The organism is Propionibacterium sp. (genome assembly GCF_047719395.1).
In the GTDB taxonomy this organism is placed as follows: Bacteria; Actinomycetota; Actinomycetes; order Propionibacteriales; family Propionibacteriaceae; genus Propionibacterium.
Window position 1 is genome coordinate 1 of record NZ_JBDNTB010000032.1, and the last position, 17,338, is coordinate 17,338.

The window sequence follows — 17,338 nt, forward strand, 5'->3', positions numbered from 1 at the left end:
GGGCCCCCCCCGGCCGCGCCCCCCCCACCCCCCCCCGGCGGGCGGGGCCCCCGGGGGGCCCCCCCCCCCCCCCCCCGCCCCCCCCCCCCGCGGGGGGGGGGCGCCCCCCCCCCCCCCCCCCCACCTCTTTATTACTGACGCACTCTGAACTTGCCGTACGCCTACACGCTCACTTCGCGGCGAATGGCAACCCCGCAGGCTCGGCAGACAGGTTCACCAGGATGTTCTTCGTCTGCTGGTAGGCATCGAGGATCATCTTGTGGGTCTCGCGACCGATGCCGCTCTCCTTGTAGCCGCCGAAGGGCGCCCCGGCAGGGAAGGAGTTGTACTGGTTGACCCAGATGCGCCCGGTACGCACCCGCGTGGCCACCCGGATGGCCCGCTCGAGGCTCTTGGAGAACACACCGCCGCCCAGGCCGTAGGCCGAATCATTGGCCATGGCCACCACATCGTCCTCGTCCTTGAAGGGGATCACCACGCCGACCGGCCCGAAGATCTCCTCGCGTGCCACCCGCATGTCGTTGTTTCCGACCAGCAGCGTGGGCGCCATGTAGACGCCCTTGCCCATTTCGCCGTCATTGATCCGCTCGCCGCCGATGGCAACCTCGGCGCCCTCCTCGCGTCCGATCTCCACGTACGTGAGGATCTTGTCGAGCTGGGTGCCATTGATCTGGGCGCCCATCTCAGTGGCCGGATCCAAGGGATCGCCGATCTGCACCTTGGAGAAGGAGTCCTTCAACAGATTCATGAAGTCGTCCAGCTTGGACTGCTGCACGAAGATCCGGGAACCGGCCGAGCACACCTGACCCTGGTTGAACAGGATGCCCATCTCGACGCCGTTGACGGCGGTCTGCGGATCGGCGTCATCGAAGAAGACATTGGCGCTCTTCCCGCCGAGCTCCAAGGTCGCCGGAATGATCTTCTCGGCTGCTGCCATGGCCACCTTGCGGCCGACCTCGGTGGAACCGGTGAAGGCCAGTTTGTCCACATCGGCGTGCAGGATGTACTCCCCCGCCCTTGAGCCGGCGCCGGTGATCACGTTGAACACGCCCTTGGGCAGGATGCCCGCCTCATCGATCAGGCGCGCCAGCTCCAGCACCGACAGCGAGGTGGCGCTCGAGGGCTTGAAGACGATGGTGTTGCCCGCCACCAACGCCGGCGCCAGCTTCCAGGCGGCCATCAAGAAGGGGAAGTTCCACGGCACGATCTGCCCGATCACGCCGAGCGGCTCGCGCAGGATGATGTTGAGGGTGTTCTTGTCGATCATCGTGGACGCGCCCTCGTCGGCGCGCATGCAGCCGGCGAAGTAGCGGAAGTGATCGACCGCCAACGGGATGTCGGCATTGCTGGTCTCGCGGATCGGTTTGCCGTTGTCCAGCGACTCGACGGTGGCCAGGTACTGGACGTTGGCCTCGATGAGGTCGGCGATGTCGAGCAGGGCCTGCGAGCGGGCCGGAACCGGAGTGTCCGCCCAACCGCTGAATGCAGCGCGCGCAGCCTTGGTGGCATCGTGGACATCTTGTTCGGTGGCATCGGGGATCTGTGCGAGCGGTGTGCCGTGCGCGGGATCGAAGGCCGCCAGTGTGGCGCCGTCGGAAGCCTGCCGCCATTCACCGTCGATGTACATGCCGTAGTTGTCTGTCGACAGGGTGAACTTCTGCGTCTTTTCCTTGTTGTCGCTCAGTGTCTGTGACATTCGTGCTCCTCCATTGGAACCATTTCGGATGGCATCCGCGCCATCGATACCGAGATCGCGCTGCTGGCCGCCCTTGGCCAGCACGGGAACTCCTCGGACGCTCCCCACGATAACTCACTGGCTAGGTGAGAAGGACAAAGGTGTGCTCTTTGTCAGCTTCCGGCGATCAGTGGTGGCAGCTTGATCGATTCGGCGCTCATGGCGGCAACGATGCTGGTTCCGGAGCTCAACGGCGCATCACTGACCGGCAATCCCCACCGGCGCGCCTTCGCGCGCAATCACCTGCAGGCCCGCCTGGTAACTCGGCTCCCGGCGTTTGATCGCACGGATGGCCCAGGCGGTGATCGGCATCACGGCGTACTGCACGGCGATCTTGTACAGGTAGCCGACCACCGTGTAGTTGGCCCACTGCTTCCATCCGACCAGCCCGATCACCGGCGCCGCGATGGTGCAGAACAGCACGGTGTCGACCAGCTCGCCGAGCCCGGTGGACGATGCCAGCCGCGCGAACAGGCCCTTCTCCTTGTTGCGGCGCTTGCCGAACCACATGATGAGCGAATTCACCGTCTGGCCGCCGGCGAAACCGACCATGCTCGCCAGCACGATCTGCCAGACCGGGCCGAGCGCATTGGTGATCGCCTGCTGCTTCTCATGCGCGTAGTCGTCTCCGAGGCCTGGCAGCGCGATGATGATCCAGTACACCCCGGCAGCAGCGGCGTTGACGATGAAGCCCATGATGATGGCCCGCTTGGCCGCCTGCGGCCCATAGATCTCGGTGATCGAGTCGCCGAGGATGTAGCTCAGCGGGAAGATGAAGAAGGCCCCGTCGGTGATGATCGGGCCGAAGGCGACGCCCTTGGAGGCCCCGATGCCCGACAGCACGATCACGACGCACAGCATCGCCAGCATCACGGCATAGATCTTCGAGCCGGTGTCGGCGTAGACAACGGGTGCTCGTCTGGTGAGCTCGGGGGTGCTGGGCGTGGGTTGAACGGCGCTTGTCACGTGCCAGGAGTCTACGGGGAGTGGTGCTGGCCGGAATCGCCGCGCTCAGTCGACGTGCACCGGGGTGTTCTCGGGAAGTTGCTCGTAGAACCACTTGGCGTCGTCGACGGTCAGCCTCACACAGCCGTTGGATGCCTTGTTCCCGAGCTTTTGCGCCTCGGATTCGATGTACTGCCCGTTCTGGTCGATGGGCACCGAGTGGAACAGGAAGACACCCCAGTCCTTCCACGACACCCAGTAGTTGGCACCCATACCCTCGGAGCCGTTGTAGAAGGTGGTGCCGCGGTTCTGCACCTGATAGTCGCCGGTGGGCGTGTCATCACCCACGCCGCTGGAGCAGATCATCGTGTAGATCACCTTCGACCCGCTCATCACATAGACCCGCTGGTCCTCCAGCGACACGTGGATGTGCAGATCGGGCACCTTCGACAGGTCAGGCTGGGTGCCACCCGAGGGCGAGACCCAGTCCAGCGTCTGGTCCACCGTGGTGTCCTTCTTGGCTTCGCAGGATGCCCCCGACGACGGCGACGCAGAGGCTGACGGAGCAGCCGAAGCCTGATCGGAGCTGACGCAGGAGCCCTTCTTGGCGCCGTCGATCTTGGCCTGCATGGCCGAGGTGGCATCGGTGTAGCCGGTGGAACTCTGGTGCAGGGCATCGGTGGACGCCGATTGCGAGCAGGCCGCGGGCTTGTGCTCCTCGGTGCTGGAGTACAGCGACTTCAGGTCGGCGATGGTTCCCGGGTCCCCGGTACCGGCCGCACTGCCCTGCTGGCCCTGTCCGGAGGCGTCATGCAGCTGGGCCAGCGTCGTGTTGAACGACGATTCGTCGGACTGGCACTGCGCCAGGGCTGCGGCGTGCGCCTTCGCTGCGCTCTTGGAGTGGATGTGCACCGGCACCGAAATCGCCGCCACGATGATCGCGATCGCGGCGAGCAGACCGAAAAGAGCAACGCTCCGGCGACGCATGTACACCGCTTTCGGGACTGGCTGAGGCGGCACCGCCCGATGAGAACCGGTTGCCTGCGCGTGCTCGGGGCCAGAATCCTGGCCCCTCCTCGGCGGCTGACCGCTCGGGGTCGGCGGCGCGGACGGATTCATCGCACAGGCCTCGAATTCCACGCGGCAAAGTGCACGACAATCCTCCACTCGATGGCGCGTCGGGAAATGCCGCGCAGTGGCCAGTTGTGGCCAAGATCTGGGCCCACGCGGCAGAAGACGCTATCAGTAGGGTAGTCAGGCAATCCAGGGAATCCACAGGAGCACGCCGCAGGGCAGGACAACACCGCGGATGTGCTGGTGGGACGGCCGTGTGCGTCCCTCGGCGTGGTGTCGCGTCCCCAGAGGCCTCGGCAGTGAGATGTCGAGGGGATCATTGCGGCAGTCCCGGGTTGTTTTCGTCATGGAACAGGCAGGGGAGCGATTCCCTGATGATCCAGAACCGTCCTGCTCCGACGAACATGCTCGGTGAAGTGCTCACCGATTACCCTTCGCCCCGCCACCACTGAGCCGATGTCCTTCTGTCTTGTCTTCCGCCTTCGGTGTCCCGAGCGCTTCAGTGTCCCGGGCGCGAGAATCGCGATCCACGGACCTGCGGCCGGGCGGTGGCCCGGAGACCTGGATCGCCCAGTTGCGCCCCTCCGCATAGAATCGACGCGATGCGGTCTGCCCATGCGACCGCCCCTGTGCCGCTTTACCCCTCGTCCACATCAGTTCGGAGTTCCATGCCTGTACGTCAGGATCTGCGCAATGTCGCCATCATCGCCCACGTCGACCACGGGAAGACCACGCTCGTCGACGCCATGCTGTGGCAGTCCGGAGCGTTCCGCGAGGGCAGTGATGTCGAGAACCGCGTGATGGACTCGATGGACCTCGAGCGCGAGAAGGGCATCACCATCCTCGCGAAGAACACTGCCGTCAAGCACACCATGACCGATGGCCGCACGCTCACCCTCAACATCATCGACACCCCCGGCCACGCCGACTTCGGGGGCGAGGTGGAGCGCGGTCTGGAGATGGTCGACGGCGTGCTGCTCCTGGTGGACGCCTCCGAGGGGCCGCTGCCGCAGACCCGTTTCGTGCTGCGCAAGGCGCTGAACAAGAAACTGCCGATCATCCTGGTGATCAACAAGGTGGACCGCCCCGACGCCCGGATCGACGAGGTGGTCGAGGAGGCCTATGAGCTGTTCATGGACCTCATCGACGAGGGCGACGAGACTGGGCTCGATTTCCCGATCGTCTACTGCTCGGCCAAGGCCGGCATCGCCTCACTGGAGAAGCCCGAGAACGGCGGGTTGCCCGACTCGAAGGATCTGCAGCCGCTGTTCGACGTGATCGAGAAGTCGATCCCGGCGCCGACCTATCACGAGGGCGCTCCGCTCCAGGCGCATGTCACCAACCTCGACTCCTCGCCCTATCTCGGGCGTCTGGCGCTGTGCCGGATCGTCGAGGGCACCATCAAGCGCGGCGAGACGGTGGCCTGGTGCCGCCGCGACGGCTCGGTGCAGAATGTGAAGCTCTCCGAGCTGCTGATGACCGACGCGCTGGACCGCAAGTCGGTCGAGACCGCAGGCCCCGGCGACATCATCGCCATCGCCGGTATCCCGGACATCACCATCGGGGAGACCATCAGCGATCCCGACAATCCCCAGCCGCTGCCGCTGATCCACGTGGATGAGCCCTCACTGTCCATGACGCTGGGCATCAACACCTCGCCGTTGTCGGGCAAGTCCGGCAAGAACCTCACCGCGCGGCTGGTGAAGAACCGGCTCGACCAGGAGCTGATCGGCAATGTGTCGATCAAGGTTCTGCCGACCGATCGTCCCGACACCTGGGAGGTGCAGGGACGCGGTGAGCTGCAGCTGGCCGTGCTGGTCGAGATGATGCGCCGCGAGAACTTCGAGCTGACCGTGGGCAAGCCCGAGGTGGTCACCCACCGCGATGAGAACGGCGTGCTCATGGAGCCCACCGAGCGGCTCACCGTGGATGTGCCCGAGGAGTTCCTGGGCGTTGTCACCGAGATGATGGGCACCCGCAAGGGCACCATGGACCAGATGGTCAACCACGGCTCCGGCTGGGTGCGCATGGAGTATGTGGTGCCCTCGCGCGGGCTGATCGGTTTCCGCACCGAATTCCTCACCTCCACCCGGGGCACCGGCATCATGAACCACGTCTTCGAGGGCTTCGCGCGCTGGGCCGGCGAGATGCGTTCTCGCCCCACCGGCTCGCTGGTCGCCGATCGCCAGGGCGTGGTGTCCAGCTACGCGCTGTTCAACCTTCAGGAGCGCGGCGAACTGTTCGTGGGCCCCGGCGACGACGTGTACGAGGGCATGGTGGTGGGCGAGAACGCCCGCCCCGACGACATGGACGTCAACCCGACCAAGGAGAAGCACCTCACCAATGTGCGCTCCAGCACGGGCGATGAGCTGGAGCGGTTGATCCCGCCGCGCAGGATGAGTCTCGAGCAGTCCCTGGAGTACTGCGCCGCCGACGAGTGCCTTGAGGTCACTCCTGCCGTGGTGCGAGTGCGCAAGGTGGTTCTGGATGCCCGCGACCGTGCCAAGGTGCGCATCAAGGCCAAGAGCCACGACGCCAAGTAATGCGTGAAGCCAAGTCCTGTGACATGACCGAGCGGTCTTCGGCACGGGATGGCTCTCCGTGGTCGGGGCCATTTGCCAACGGCAATGGATTCCGCACGGTGTGGTGCAGCATCCGGCCCTCGGCGGCACTCCGGAAGGATCCCGCCCGAGTGCTTGCAGCGAATCGAGCTTGGCTTGGGTTGCTGCCTCGCTAAGCTCTCGGGGTGGCAATGCTGGCTCTGGTGATACTGCTCGTCGCGGTGGCGGTCGTGGCTGCCGTGGGGATCGGTCTGCTCAGTGTGGTGCTTCGGTGGTTGGCACGGCGTGAGCGACGGCCCTCCACCGGTGTTCGGCCACGTCCGTCGAACTACAGGAGGCGCGTCCATGCCGTTCGAGATTCCCGCTGATCTCCACCCCGCACTCATGCCGCTGGCGTGGCTGATCGGCCGCTGGGAGGGCAGCGGGCACGGCAACTGGCCCGATCGCGGTGACTTCGAGTTCGGCCAGACGATCGAGTTCGCGACCAACGGACAACCCTACCTGCACTACATCTGCCAGACCTATTCGACCGATGGGAATGGCGTGCCGCAGGCGGCGATGGGTATGGAGACCGGTTTCTGGCGGCCCCAGTCCGACGGCTCGATCGAGCTCGTGCTCAGCGATCCGCAGGGCTGGAGCGAGGTGTGGGCCGGCAGGATCGACGGCGCGAAGATCGAACTCGTCACCGATGTCGTGATGTGCACCACGAACTCGGCGCTTGAGTACACCGGCGGCGAGCGGCTGTACGGCAATGTCGAGGGCGATTTGATGTGGAGCTTCGACCGTGCCGCCAGGGAAGTCCCGCTGCAGCCCTACATGTGGGCGCAGCTGCACAGGGTGACCCGATGAGTGGGTCTGCGGTGCTGGTTGGGCAGGGACCCGATGCCGGCCTGCTGTGGCACCGCGGTGATCCCTTCGCCGAGCAGAAGGCCTTCGAGCAGGGCTTGGCGGTGGTTGAGTTGGGTGGCCGCGAGGTGCTCACCGTTGCCGGCGCTGATCGACTGGAATGGCTCAACTCTCTGAGCAGCGGGCGTTTTCTCGGTCTGGGGGCCGGCGACAGCGTGCAGGCATTGCTGCTGGGGCCCACGGGTCACGTGCAGCACTGGGTGCTTGCCGTCGAGGACGGGGAACAGCTGTGGTTGGCCGGTGAGCCCGGCCACACAACCGCAAATGCGGAAATGCCCGGGTCCAGGACCTCAACGGCCGGTTCCACCGACCACGGGGGGCCGGTGACCTCGACTCCGCTCACCCCACAGGGCGATACCGGCAATGTGCGGCTCGGCGACTACCTGAACTCGATGCGCTTCCGGATGAAGGTCGAGGTCCTTCCCCGACCCGACGTCGTGCCGATGTGGATCGGGGAGAAGTTGCGTGGCGAAGCCGGTCTGCCGGAAGCGGTTGCCCCCGATGTGGCAGCGCCCTTCGGGCCCGGCATGCTGAGGTTGTGCAAGCTCTCGGCGCCCGGCGGTGAGGCCGTTGGAACCAGCGCGAACACACCTCGGATGTCCGAGGCAGTCGTGTCAGACCTCGCCGAGAAGGGCGGTCGCGGGGCCGGCATGTGGGCCTGGGAGGCCGAGCGAAGCGCCGCAGGTGTGCCCCGGATCGGTGTCGACACCGATGAGCGCACCCTGCCCAATGAGCTCGGGCTCTACGCAACCGAACTTGGCAAGGGCTGTTACACCGGCCAGGAGACCGTGGCCCGGGTGCACAATCTCGGCCGCCCGCCACGCCGCCTGGTGCGATTGCTGCTCGACGGCTCGATGAACCGGCTTCCCGGGATTGGTGCTCCGATCCAGCGGGCGGGCAAGGCCTGCGGGCGTGCGGGTGCCAGCGCCATGCACCACGAGGAGGGCCCCCTTGCGCTGGCCCTGGTCAATCGCGCAGTCCCGGTGGATGCCGAGCTGGTCGTCGACGGAATCGCCGCTGCCCAGGAGGTCATCGTCGATCCCGACATCGGCCTGCACCTGACCCCGGGGCGTGAACTCCGCCCGCACTGATCCGGCACCGATCCCACGTCCGGCGAGATCGCCGCGAAACCGTGTGAAATCCATCTCGCGCTCGTCGTAACGACCCAGGAATCGCCCTGGGAGCCCACCCGCGCCGGATTCCGCACGGATTGGCCTGGCGCCACCCATACCAAGAGCCTGACCCACCGAACACCTGCCGTGGCACGATTCGGGCATGCGCGTCCTGTTGCAGCGAGTCCTGTCCGCCTCCGTGGCCATCGACCAGCAGGTGGTCGGCTCGCTGCCGGCACCCGGGCTGGTGGCCCTGGTCGGCGTCACCCACGGCGACGACGAGGCCACTGCCCACAAGCTTGCAGCGAAAACCTGGACGCTGCGCATCCTGCACGGCGAGTTGTCGGCCAGCGACCTGGCGGCACCGATCCTGGTGGTCAGCCAATTCACCCTCTACGCCGACACCCGCAAGGGACGCCGGCCGAGCTGGTCGGCCGCAGCAAAAGGCGATGTCAGCGAGCCACTGGTGGATGCCTACGTGACCCGGCTGCGCGCTCTGGGCGCCCATGTGGAGACTGGACGATTCGGTGCGGACATGCAGGTGAGCCTCGTCAACGACGGTCCGGTGACCATCCTTCTGGACTCACAGGTCTGAGCGACGCGGCCGATGACGACCCTCCTCACACCCGAAAGAGCTTCTCACCACTATTCTGGTGACATTGGGTCCGCATTTGAGGGTCTTCGAGGAGAGAGGTAGCGATGAGCGATGCGTTGTTCGTCTCACCGGCCACCGATCCCAAGTCCATTCCCGAGGCCCTCGCGCTGCTGGGCCATTCGATCTCCCGCGTGCAGGGCGGCGACAAGGCTGTCCTTGCGGCGGCCGATGTGGACATCGTCATCATCGATGGCCGCGGTGATCTCGCATCCACCCGCGTCACCTGCCAGCTGCTGACCTCCGCGGCACTCAACAAGCCGTTGCTGTTGTTCGTGCCACCGCAGGGTCTGTCGGTGCTCAACCCCGACTGGGGCATCACCGAGTTCATCGTGGAGGGCGCCGAACCGGCCGAATGGGACGCCCGCCTGCGCCTGCTGCTCACCGGAGCCACCCACACCACGATCAGCGGCGGATCGATCGTCATCGACGAGGCCGCATACACCGCCACGGTCAACGGCGAGCCGCTCGACCTGACATATACCGAGTTCGAGCTGCTCAAATTCCTGGTGCGACACCCCGGCCGGGTGCTCACCCGCGAGGACCTGCTGAAGAAGGTCTGGGGTTACGACTACTACGGCGGCACCCGCACGGTCGACGTGCATGTGCGGCGGCTGCGCGCCAAGCTCGGTGCCGAGTACGACTCCTACATCGGCACCGTGCGCAATGTCGGCTACCGGTTCAACCCTCAGCGTTGAATTCACTCGCTTCGAACCGCGCTGGCTGAACTGGCCTGGGCCGAACCCGCTGCAGACGCACGACTCGCACCCGTCAGGGCCCACCCTTAGGCTTGGGCCCATGAGCGCCACTCTGATCCCCGATGTCAACCACCTCGACCAGCACGACCGTCAGCTGGTGCTCCGGCTCGCACACGAGTGCGAGCAGATCGATCAGGTGAGCCCGCTCAACGAATCCGCACGACTGGCCCTGGACGCCGTGAACGCCACGAGCACCCACTGGCTGGTGCGCGAGGACGACAGCTTCATCGGCTATGCGCAGTGGGATTCCCGGGAGCGCACGGTGCAGCTGATGGTGCGCCCGGACCATCGCCGTCGCGGCATCGGCATGCTGCTGGCCAAGGCGGTCCGCCCTCCGCAGGACGCGCAGTGGTGGGCCTTCGGCGATTTGCTCGGCGCCCGTGCCTTCGCAGCACGGCTGCACCTGGTGCCGGTGCGCAGCCTGCTGAAGATGAGCCTGCCGATGCCGCTGGACCAGCCGCACGACGCCCAGCTGCCCGCCGATCTGAGCCTGGACCACTACCGCGACGAAGACCTCAACCGGCTCGTCGAGGTGAATCACGCCGCCTTCGCGCACCACCCCGAGCAGGGCGCCATGACCGCCCGCGACGCGCGGGTGCGGATGTCCCAGGACTGGTTCGATCCCGAGGGTCTGTTGGTCGTCCGCGACCAAGCCGGCTCGCTTGTCGGCTTCCACTGGACCAAGGTCGAGAGCCCGGAAAGTGGCAGCCCCGAAGTCCGCCGAGGCGAGGTCTATGTGATTGGCGTCGATCCCGATCACGAGCGCAGGGGTATCGGCCGGGCCCTGCTGGATGCCGGTATTGTGCTCATGCAGGCCCAAGGTGTCGAGGCGATCGACCTGTATGTCGAGGCCTCCCAGCCCAGAGTCGTCCAGATGTACCGCAGGGCGGGGTTCTCCGTCGTGTCCACCGACACCGCCTACGCAACAAAAGCAGGAGCTACCGAAAAAGCAGGAGCTACCGAATGAGTGAGCAGGCCTCGTCCACGCGGGACGGCCACGCCACCGCAGGCCACGAGATCGAATTGGCCAAGCTTCCCGCCGATTGCTTCAGCGAACGCGAGATGAGCTGGCTGTCCTTCAACAACCGCGTGCTCGACCTGGCCAGGGACTCCACCCGCATCCCGCTGCTGGAGCGCGCGAAATTCCTCGCCATCTTCAGCTCCAACCTCGACGAATTCTTCATGGTCCGCGTCGCAGGCCTCAAACGCCGTATCGACGCCGGAGTGGCAGTGCCCTCGATCACCGGCATGATGCCCCGCGAGCTGCACGACGCGATTCTCACCCGCACCCACGAGCTGGTGGCCACCCAGGCCCGCGTCTTCCAGAAGCAGGTACTGCCAGAGCTCACCGCCAATGGCGTCGAGCTGCTGCGCTGGAGCCAGCTCACCGACGACGAGATCCGCCGGATGCACGAGCTGTTCGCCGAACGCATCTTCCCGGTCATCACCCCACTCGCGGTGGATCCCTCGCACCCCTTCCCCTACATCTCAGGGCTGTCGCTGAATGTGGCGGTGCTGCTGCACAACCCGGAAACCGGCCTGCGTCAGTTCGCCCGCATCAAGGTGCCCAGCGTGCTCGACCGGCTCGTGCCGCTCAGCGCCACCCGCTTCGTGCCGCTGGAGGATGTCATCGTCCACCACCTCACCGAACTGTTCTCGGGCATGGAGGTGCTGCAGTCCTCGATCTTCCGGGTGACCCGCAATGAGGACATCGAGGTGGAGGAGGACGACGCAGAGAATCTGCTGTTCGCCCTCGAGAAGGAGCTGTTGCACCGCAAGGTCGGGCGCCCGCCGGTGCGCCTGGAGGTCGAGGAGAAAATCCAGGACGACCTCCTGGAGCTGCTCGCCGGTGAACTCGACGTGGGCCCCAAGGAGATCTTCAAGCTACCCGCGCCGCTGGACCTCACCGCGCTGTTCGCGATCGCCGATGTGGACCGCGAGTCGCTGAAGTACCCGAACTTCCTGCCCAAGACTCATCCCGATCTGGCGCCGGTGGAGACCTCCAGTTCAGCCGATCTGTTCAAGGCGATCAAGAATCGCGATGTGCTGCTGCAGCACCCCTACGACTCCTTCGCCACCAGCGTGCAGCGATTCGTCGAACAGGCCGCCGCCGACCCGCACGTGCTGGCCATCAAGCAGACTCTCTACCGCACCAGCGGCGACTCCCCCATCATCGACGCCCTCATCGAGGCCGCCGAGGCGGGCAAGCAGGTGCTCGCTCTGGTGGAGATCAAGGCTCGCTTCGACGAACAGAACAACATCGCCTGGGCCCGCAAGCTGGAGCGCCACGGAGTGCACGTGGTCTACGGCATGGTGGGCCTCAAGACGCACTGCAAGCTCATCCTGGTGGTGCGCGACGAGCCCGAGGGGCTGCGTCGCTATGCCCACATCGGTACCGGCAACTACAACCCGAAGACCGCCCGCCAGTACGAGGACATGGGCCTGCTCACCTGCAATCCGATCATCACCGAGGACGTCGCAAGGCTGTTCAACCACCTGTCGGGGATGACCCAGGAGTCGCGCTACCGCCGGCTGCTGGTGGCCCCCCACGGCGTGCGCACCGGCCTGCTGGAATCCATCCAGCACGAGATCGACAACAAGGCCAAAGGCCTGCCCGCGCGGATCAGGATCAAGGTCAACTCGATCATCGACGAGGCCGTCATCGACGCCCTCTACCGCGCCTCCCAGGCCGGTGTGCCGGTGCAGCTGTGGGTGCGCGGCATCTGCGGAATCCGCCCGGGCATCCCCGGTATGAGCGAGAACATCCGGGTGATCTCGATACTCGGCCGTTTCCTGGAGCACTCCCGGTTGTTCTGGTTCGAGAACGCCGGCAAGCCGCGGGTCGGCATCGGCTCGGCTGATCTGATGCACCGCAATCTTGACCGCCGCGTCGAGGTGATCGTGTCGATCAACAACCCCAGGCACATCGCCGAGATCAACAATTTGTTCGACATGGCCTTCGACCCCGGTACGGTGTCCTGGAAGCTCGTCGACCGCACCTGGACACCGGAGACCACCGACGCTGCCGGCAAGCCGAAACTCGACCTGCAAGAATTCCTCATCTCGCAGACCTCCAAGCGCCGCCGTCAATTTCACGCCGACCCGGAGCGCCGCACGCTGTACTTCCAGCGTCCGGGCGTCGTGCAGAACCGATGAATGCGCCGATCCTGAGGACAGTGGCCACGAATCCAGAAGCAGGCCGATGAGCTCGAAACCAGATGTCCGCGCCGCCGGAGCGATCGTCTTCCGCGGTGCAGGGAATGGCCGCCGTGTGCTGCTGGAGCACCGCCCGGGATACGACGACTGGACGCTGCCCAAGGGCAAGCCGCACCACCACGAGTACCTGCCCGTCACCGCGGTGCGTGAGGTCGAGGAGGAGACCGGCGTGCACCTGCGGCTCGGCAGGCCGCTGCCCTGCCTGGACTACGAGGTGGGCTCCGGCTCCAAGCGCGTGTGGTGGTGGCTGGGCGAACAGGTGGGGCCCACCAATCCCGTCCATGACGACGAGTGCGACGAGCTGGCCTGGCCCACCCTGTCGCTGGCACACCAGATGCTCAGCTACCCCGACGAGCGCGAACTGCTGACCCAGGCCGCCGAGACGGCCGAGCGTCCCACTGGCGGCACACTCATCCTGGTACGTCACGCCAAGGCGAAGGCCCGCAAGAACTGGCGCAAGGACGACAGGCTCCGCACCCTGGCCACCCGGGGCCGGCACCAGGCCAAGGCGCTGATCGGGCTGTTCGAGGCCTATGGCATCAACACGATCGTGTCGTCCACCTCGACGCGCTGTGTGCACACTGTTCAACCTGCTGCCGAACAGCTGGGCATTGAACCCGAACTGGTGCCACTGCTCAGCGAGGAGGGCGCCAAGGGGCATGATGCCGAGGTCTCGGCGCTGATGGGCCAGCTGCGCGCCCGCGCAGTGGCCGACCCCGTAAAATCCCTTGTGGTGTGCGGACATCGGCCGGTGCTGCCGACGATGCAGAGGGGTCTGGGCCTGGAGGTCGAGTCGATGTCGCCCGCGCAGTGCCAGGTGTTGCACCTGGACGCCGAGGGCCTTCCGGCGCAGGTGGAGACATACCCCTCCGAGATATGAGAATCATTATCACTGATTGCCTGAGCTCCACCATTTGTTAACCCTGCGTTCACCTTCTACCTGCCGCGAGGACACATGTCGCCCCTAGCGTGATCGAGGGTGGGCAATCGAAGCCCCCGGGAGGCCTGCGTTGCAGGTCTGGCCCCCACACGTCAGAAGGACTTCATCGTGCCGATGAATCGCAAGGTCATCATCGCGGCAGTCGCCGCATTGAGTTCACTCGCTCTGGCTGCCTGCGGCAGCGAGGGCCCGTCAAATTCCGCTCCGGCAGGCAGCGGCTCATCCGCCCAGGCCCAGCTCACCGGCACCCTCGCCGGTTCGGGCGCCACCTCCCAGGCAGCGGCTCAGACCGCATGGATGGCGAAGTTCGCCACCGTCCAGCCGAACATGAAGGTCAGCTACGGCGGCGGCGGTTCCGGCCAGGGCCAGAGCGACTTCAAGAGCGGCGCGGACGCCTTCGCAGGTTCCGACGCAGTGCTCACCGATGCCGACATGAAGGCCGGATCCTTCGGCAATTGCACGAGCTCGTCGAATGCGCTCAACCTGCCCGTGTACATCTCCCCGATCGCCATCGTCTTCCACGTGGACGGCGTGACCGACCTCGATCTGGACGCCGCGACCACCGCGAAGATCTTCGCCGGTCAGATCACCACCTGGAACGATCCGGCGATCAAGGCCCTCAACCAGAGCGCCAATCTGCCCTCCACCTCGATCACGGTCGTGCACCGCTCCGACAAGTCCGGCACCACCGAGAACTTCACCGACACCCTGCACGCCACCGCACCCGATGTGTGGACCGAGGCCGGCTCGCAGACCTGGCCCACCAGCTTCGCAGGTGAATCAGCCAACGGCACCTCCGGCATCGTCACCTCGGTGAAGAATGGCAATGGCACCATCGGCTATGCCGATGAGTCCCAGGTGCAAGGCCTCAGCACCGCCAAGTTCGGCACGTCCGGCAACTTCGTCGGTCCGACCGCCGAGGCAGCGGCCCAGATCGTCGAGGCGTCCGCGACCATGCCGAACCGCCCCGAGCACGACGTCTCGCTGCAGCTCGACCGTACCGCCGCTGGCTATCCCTTCGTGCTGGTCTCCTACCTGATCACCTGCGAGCAGTACAAGGACTCCAACATGGCGGCCATGGTGAAGGCCTATGTCGGCTATGTGGCCAGCTCCGAGGGTCAGCAGGTCGCCCAGCAGAACGCCGGCAGTGCACCCCTGCCGAGTTCGCTGGCGACCAAGGTCCAGGCCTCGGTCAACTCCATCAAGTGAGCACTCAGCCTTGATCATGGGCAGTAGGGACGCCCGCCCGGGCCAGATGTGCCGGGCGAGCGCCCCGCTTCCATATCCAACTCTTTGCATATCCAGCAGCTTGCAGCTCAACAAATCCGCACAACAATTCCCCCCACCGCATTGGAGATGTGATGTCGTCGCAAACCGCCATACCGGCGCTGACTGACGAGACGCTGACACCAGCGAAAAAGAGCCACGGAGACTCAGTCTTCAAGGGCCTTTCGACCGGCTCAGGCGTTCTCATCGTCGTCATCCTCGCCGCCGTGGCCATTTTCCTCATCGCCCAGGCAATTCCCGCATTCGGCAATGGCAATTTCGCGTTGGGTAATGGGAGCAACGGCAATGTCTTGCAGTATGTCGGGCCATTCCTGTTCGGCACGCTGTACTCCGCCGTGCTGGCCCTGGTCATCGCTGTGCCCGTGGGAGTCGGGATCGCGCTGTTCATCGCGCTGTACGCCCCGCGACGGCTGGCCTCTGGCCTGGGTTACATCATCGACCTGCTTGCCGCAGTACCCTCTGTGGTCTTCGGCCTGTGGGGCCTGCAAACCCTTTCGGTGGCCATGCAGCCGGTGCTGCACTGGCTCAACCAGTACTTCGGATTCATCCCGCTGTTTGGTGGCCGGGTCTCCGGCACCGGGCGCACCATGCTGACCGCTGTCGTGGTGCTCGCCGTGATGGTGCTGCCGATCATCACCTCGATGTGCCGCGAGGTCTTCCTGCAGGTGCCCAGCCGGCAGATGGAGGCCTCCCTGGCCCTCGGCGCCACCCGCTGGGAAATGATCCGCCAGGTGGTCTTCCCCTACTCCCAGTCGGGCATCATCTCAGCGTCCATGCTGGCGCTGGGACGCGCACTCGGCGAGACGATGGCCGTTGCCATGGTGCTGTCGGCGGCGCGGGTGGTGCAGTTCAGCATCCTCACCTCGACCAGCTCGGGCACCATCGCCGCGAACATCGCACTGTCCTTTCCGGAAGCCACCGGGCTCACCATCAACCTGCTCATCGCCACCGGCCTGGTGCTGTTCGTCATCACCTTCCTGGTGAACTTCGTCTCCCGCTGGGTCGTGGCCCGTCGGGCAGACTTCTCGGGGGCGAACTGATGAGCAACCCCACCTCACAAAGGATGTCAGTGTCAGAGCCGGTAGCCAGCACCAAGAAAGACTTCAGCGATTCGCTGACAGCCGCCAGATTGCCCCGGTACTCGTCGATCGGCCTGCTGATCCTGTGCCTCGCGGTGACCGCAGTCTTCGACGCGATCACCGGGGCCAACAACATCGGCCGCCTCGTCGTGATCGGCGTCGTGCTCTACCTGATAGTGCACAACATCGTGCTGCGGGCCGTCGAGGGCGCCCGCCAGGCCACGAATGGTCTCGTCCGTGACCTTGTGGTGCTGGCCTTCGTCATCGCCGTGATCCCGCTCATCTCGTTGGTCGTCGAGACCATCCAGCGAGGCATCACCCGCTTCGACGGCGCCTACTTCTCCCAGAGCATGTGGGGGGTCATCAACACCGGCGGCGGCGCGGCGCATGCCATCCAGGGCACGTTGATCGTCACCGCGCTGGCCACCATCATCTCGGTGCCGATCGGGCTGTTCACCGCCATCTACCTCGTCGAGTACGGCAAGGGACATCTGTCCAGGGCGATCACTCTGCTGGTGGACGTGATGACGGGCATCCCCTCCATCGTCGCCGGCCTGTTTGCCTTCTCGCTGTTCTCGCTGATCGTCGGGGTGGCGCACGCCAGGATGGGCATCACCGGTGCCATCGCACTGTGCGTGCTGATGATCCCCTTCGTCGTGAGGTCGGCCGAGGAGATGCTCTCCCTGGTGCCCAATTCGCTGCGCGAGGCCAGCTACGCGCTGGGCGTGACGAAGTGGCGCACCATCGCCAAGGTGGTCATCCCCACTGCACTGTCCGGCATCGTCTCGGGCATCGTCATCGCCATCGCCCGGGTCATCGGCGAAACTGCTCCCCTGCTGATCACCGCAGGCTTCGTCACCTGGAAGAATCCGAACCCCTTCGACGGCTCCATGACCACACTCCCGGTGTTCGTCTACAACCAGGTGATGGTGCCCGGCGTGCCCCAGCAGCCCTTCTTCGACAGGGCCTGGACCGGTGCTCTGGTGCTGATCCTGATCGTCATGCTGCTGAATCTCATCGGCCGGTTCATCGCCGCCCGTTTCGCCCCGAAGATCAAGAAGTGAAGGACTCGA

General features: G+C 65.5%; 14 protein-coding genes. 11 read left to right on the top strand and 3 right to left on the bottom strand.

Going from position 1 to position 17,338, the window contains the following annotated elements; genetic code table 11:
* Nucleotides 1-169: 169 nt before the first annotated feature.
* From ABF648_RS07070 to ABF648_RS07080, 3 genes are all read right to left on the bottom strand, one after another.
* The gene (locus ABF648_RS07070; RefSeq protein ID WP_415631597.1) at nucleotides 170-1,696 is read right to left on the bottom strand and encodes an aldehyde dehydrogenase family protein; all 1,527 of its coding nucleotides are present in this window, start codon (nucleotides 1,694-1,696) and stop codon (nucleotides 170-172) included.
* 237 nt (nucleotides 1,697-1,933) lie between these two features.
* The gene (locus ABF648_RS07075) at nucleotides 1,934-2,701 is read right to left on the bottom strand and encodes a queuosine precursor transporter (RefSeq protein WP_415631598.1); all 768 of its coding nucleotides are present in this window, start codon (nucleotides 2,699-2,701) and stop codon (nucleotides 1,934-1,936) included.
* 45 nt (nucleotides 2,702-2,746) lie between these two features.
* Nucleotides 2,747-3,700 carry a L,D-transpeptidase gene (locus ABF648_RS07080; RefSeq protein WP_415631599.1) on the bottom strand — a complete coding sequence of 318 codons (954 nt, stop codon included), beginning with the start codon at nucleotides 3,698-3,700 and terminating at the stop codon, nucleotides 2,747-2,749.
* Nucleotides 3,701-4,422: 722 nt separating this feature from the next.
* Here ABF648_RS07080 and typA point away from each other — a divergent pair.
* The 11 genes from typA to pstA all read left to right on the top strand — a co-directional run bounded on the left by typA (nucleotide 4,423) and on the right by pstA (nucleotide 17,329).
* The gene (gene typA, locus ABF648_RS07085; protein ID WP_415631600.1) at nucleotides 4,423-6,297 is read left to right on the top strand and encodes a translational GTPase TypA; all 1,875 of its coding nucleotides are present in this window, start codon (nucleotides 4,423-4,425) and stop codon (nucleotides 6,295-6,297) included.
* 363 nt (nucleotides 6,298-6,660) lie between these two features.
* Nucleotides 6,661-7,164: an FABP family protein gene (locus ABF648_RS07090; RefSeq protein WP_415631601.1), complete on the top strand. Its 504-nt coding sequence runs from the start codon at nucleotides 6,661-6,663 to the stop codon at nucleotides 7,162-7,164.
* Complete coding sequence (locus tag ABF648_RS07095; RefSeq protein ID WP_415631602.1) at nucleotides 7,161-8,312, top strand: YgfZ/GcvT domain-containing protein; 1,152 nt, start codon at nucleotides 7,161-7,163, stop codon at nucleotides 8,310-8,312. The genes ABF648_RS07090 and ABF648_RS07095 overlap by 4 nt, the downstream gene beginning before the upstream one ends.
* Before the next feature lie 184 nt (nucleotides 8,313-8,496).
* On the top strand, nucleotides 8,497-8,928 hold the full coding sequence (dtd, locus tag ABF648_RS07100) for a D-aminoacyl-tRNA deacylase (RefSeq protein ID WP_415631603.1): 432 nt from the start codon (nucleotides 8,497-8,499) through the stop codon (nucleotides 8,926-8,928).
* A 104-nt stretch (nucleotides 8,929-9,032) separates the two neighbouring features.
* The gene (locus tag ABF648_RS07105; protein WP_415631604.1) at nucleotides 9,033-9,683 is read left to right on the top strand and encodes a winged helix-turn-helix transcriptional regulator; all 651 of its coding nucleotides are present in this window, start codon (nucleotides 9,033-9,035) and stop codon (nucleotides 9,681-9,683) included.
* Between the two features lie 100 nt (nucleotides 9,684-9,783).
* On the top strand, nucleotides 9,784-10,710 hold the full coding sequence (gene mshD / locus ABF648_RS07110; protein WP_415631605.1) for a mycothiol synthase: 927 nt from the start codon (nucleotides 9,784-9,786) through the stop codon (nucleotides 10,708-10,710).
* Complete coding sequence (locus tag ABF648_RS07115; protein ID WP_415631606.1) at nucleotides 10,707-12,899, top strand: RNA degradosome polyphosphate kinase; 2,193 nt, start codon at nucleotides 10,707-10,709, stop codon at nucleotides 12,897-12,899. The genes mshD and ABF648_RS07115 overlap by 4 nt, the downstream gene beginning before the upstream one ends.
* 46 nt (nucleotides 12,900-12,945) lie before the next feature.
* A complete protein-coding gene (locus tag ABF648_RS07120; protein WP_415631607.1) occupies nucleotides 12,946-13,839 on the top strand; it encodes an NUDIX hydrolase in 894 nt (297 codons plus the stop codon).
* Between the two features lie 174 nt (nucleotides 13,840-14,013).
* Nucleotides 14,014-15,108 carry a phosphate ABC transporter substrate-binding protein PstS gene (gene pstS / locus ABF648_RS07125; RefSeq protein ID WP_415631608.1) on the top strand — a complete coding sequence of 365 codons (1,095 nt, stop codon included), beginning with the start codon at nucleotides 14,014-14,016 and terminating at the stop codon, nucleotides 15,106-15,108.
* 152 nt (nucleotides 15,109-15,260) lie between these two features.
* Entirely contained in the window at nucleotides 15,261-16,226 is a 966-nt protein-coding gene (gene pstC, locus ABF648_RS07130) for a phosphate ABC transporter permease subunit PstC (protein WP_415631609.1), read from the top strand.
* Nucleotides 16,227-16,249: 23 nt separating this feature from the next.
* Nucleotides 16,250-17,329 (top strand): phosphate ABC transporter permease PstA, encoded by a 1,080-nt coding sequence (gene pstA, locus ABF648_RS07135; RefSeq protein ID WP_415631610.1) that lies wholly within the window; start codon nucleotides 16,250-16,252, stop codon nucleotides 17,327-17,329.
* Nucleotides 17,330-17,338 lie beyond the last annotated feature (9 nt).

What these genes read in the sequence shown, in the direction of transcription:
- ABF648_RS07115 (WP_415631606.1), top strand. Translation starts at nt 10,707, where the DNA reads ATGAGTGAGCAGGCCTCGTCCACGCGGGACGGCCACGCCACCGCAGGC.
- dtd (WP_415631603.1), top strand. Translation starts at nt 8,497, where the DNA reads ATGCGCGTCCTGTTGCAGCGAGTCCTGTCCGCCTCCGTGGCCATCGAC.
- typA (WP_415631600.1), top strand. Translation starts at nt 4,423, where the DNA reads ATGCCTGTACGTCAGGATCTGCGCAATGTCGCCATCATCGCCCACGTC.
- pstS (WP_415631608.1), top strand. Translation starts at nt 14,014, where the DNA reads ATGAATCGCAAGGTCATCATCGCGGCAGTCGCCGCATTGAGTTCACTC.
- pstC (WP_415631609.1), top strand. Translation starts at nt 15,261, where the DNA reads ATGTCGTCGCAAACCGCCATACCGGCGCTGACTGACGAGACGCTGACA.
- ABF648_RS07105 (WP_415631604.1), top strand. Translation starts at nt 9,033, where the DNA reads ATGAGCGATGCGTTGTTCGTCTCACCGGCCACCGATCCCAAGTCCATT.
- ABF648_RS07090 (WP_415631601.1), top strand. Translation starts at nt 6,661, where the DNA reads ATGCCGTTCGAGATTCCCGCTGATCTCCACCCCGCACTCATGCCGCTG.
- ABF648_RS07070 (WP_415631597.1), bottom strand. Translation starts at nt 1,696, where the DNA reads ATGTCACAGACACTGAGCGACAACAAGGAAAAGACGCAGAAGTTCACC.
- mshD (WP_415631605.1), top strand. Translation starts at nt 9,784, where the DNA reads ATGAGCGCCACTCTGATCCCCGATGTCAACCACCTCGACCAGCACGAC.
- pstA (WP_415631610.1), top strand. Translation starts at nt 16,250, where the DNA reads ATGTCAGTGTCAGAGCCGGTAGCCAGCACCAAGAAAGACTTCAGCGAT.
- ABF648_RS07095 (WP_415631602.1), top strand. Translation starts at nt 7,161, where the DNA reads ATGAGTGGGTCTGCGGTGCTGGTTGGGCAGGGACCCGATGCCGGCCTG.
- ABF648_RS07120 (WP_415631607.1), top strand. Translation starts at nt 12,946, where the DNA reads ATGAGCTCGAAACCAGATGTCCGCGCCGCCGGAGCGATCGTCTTCCGC.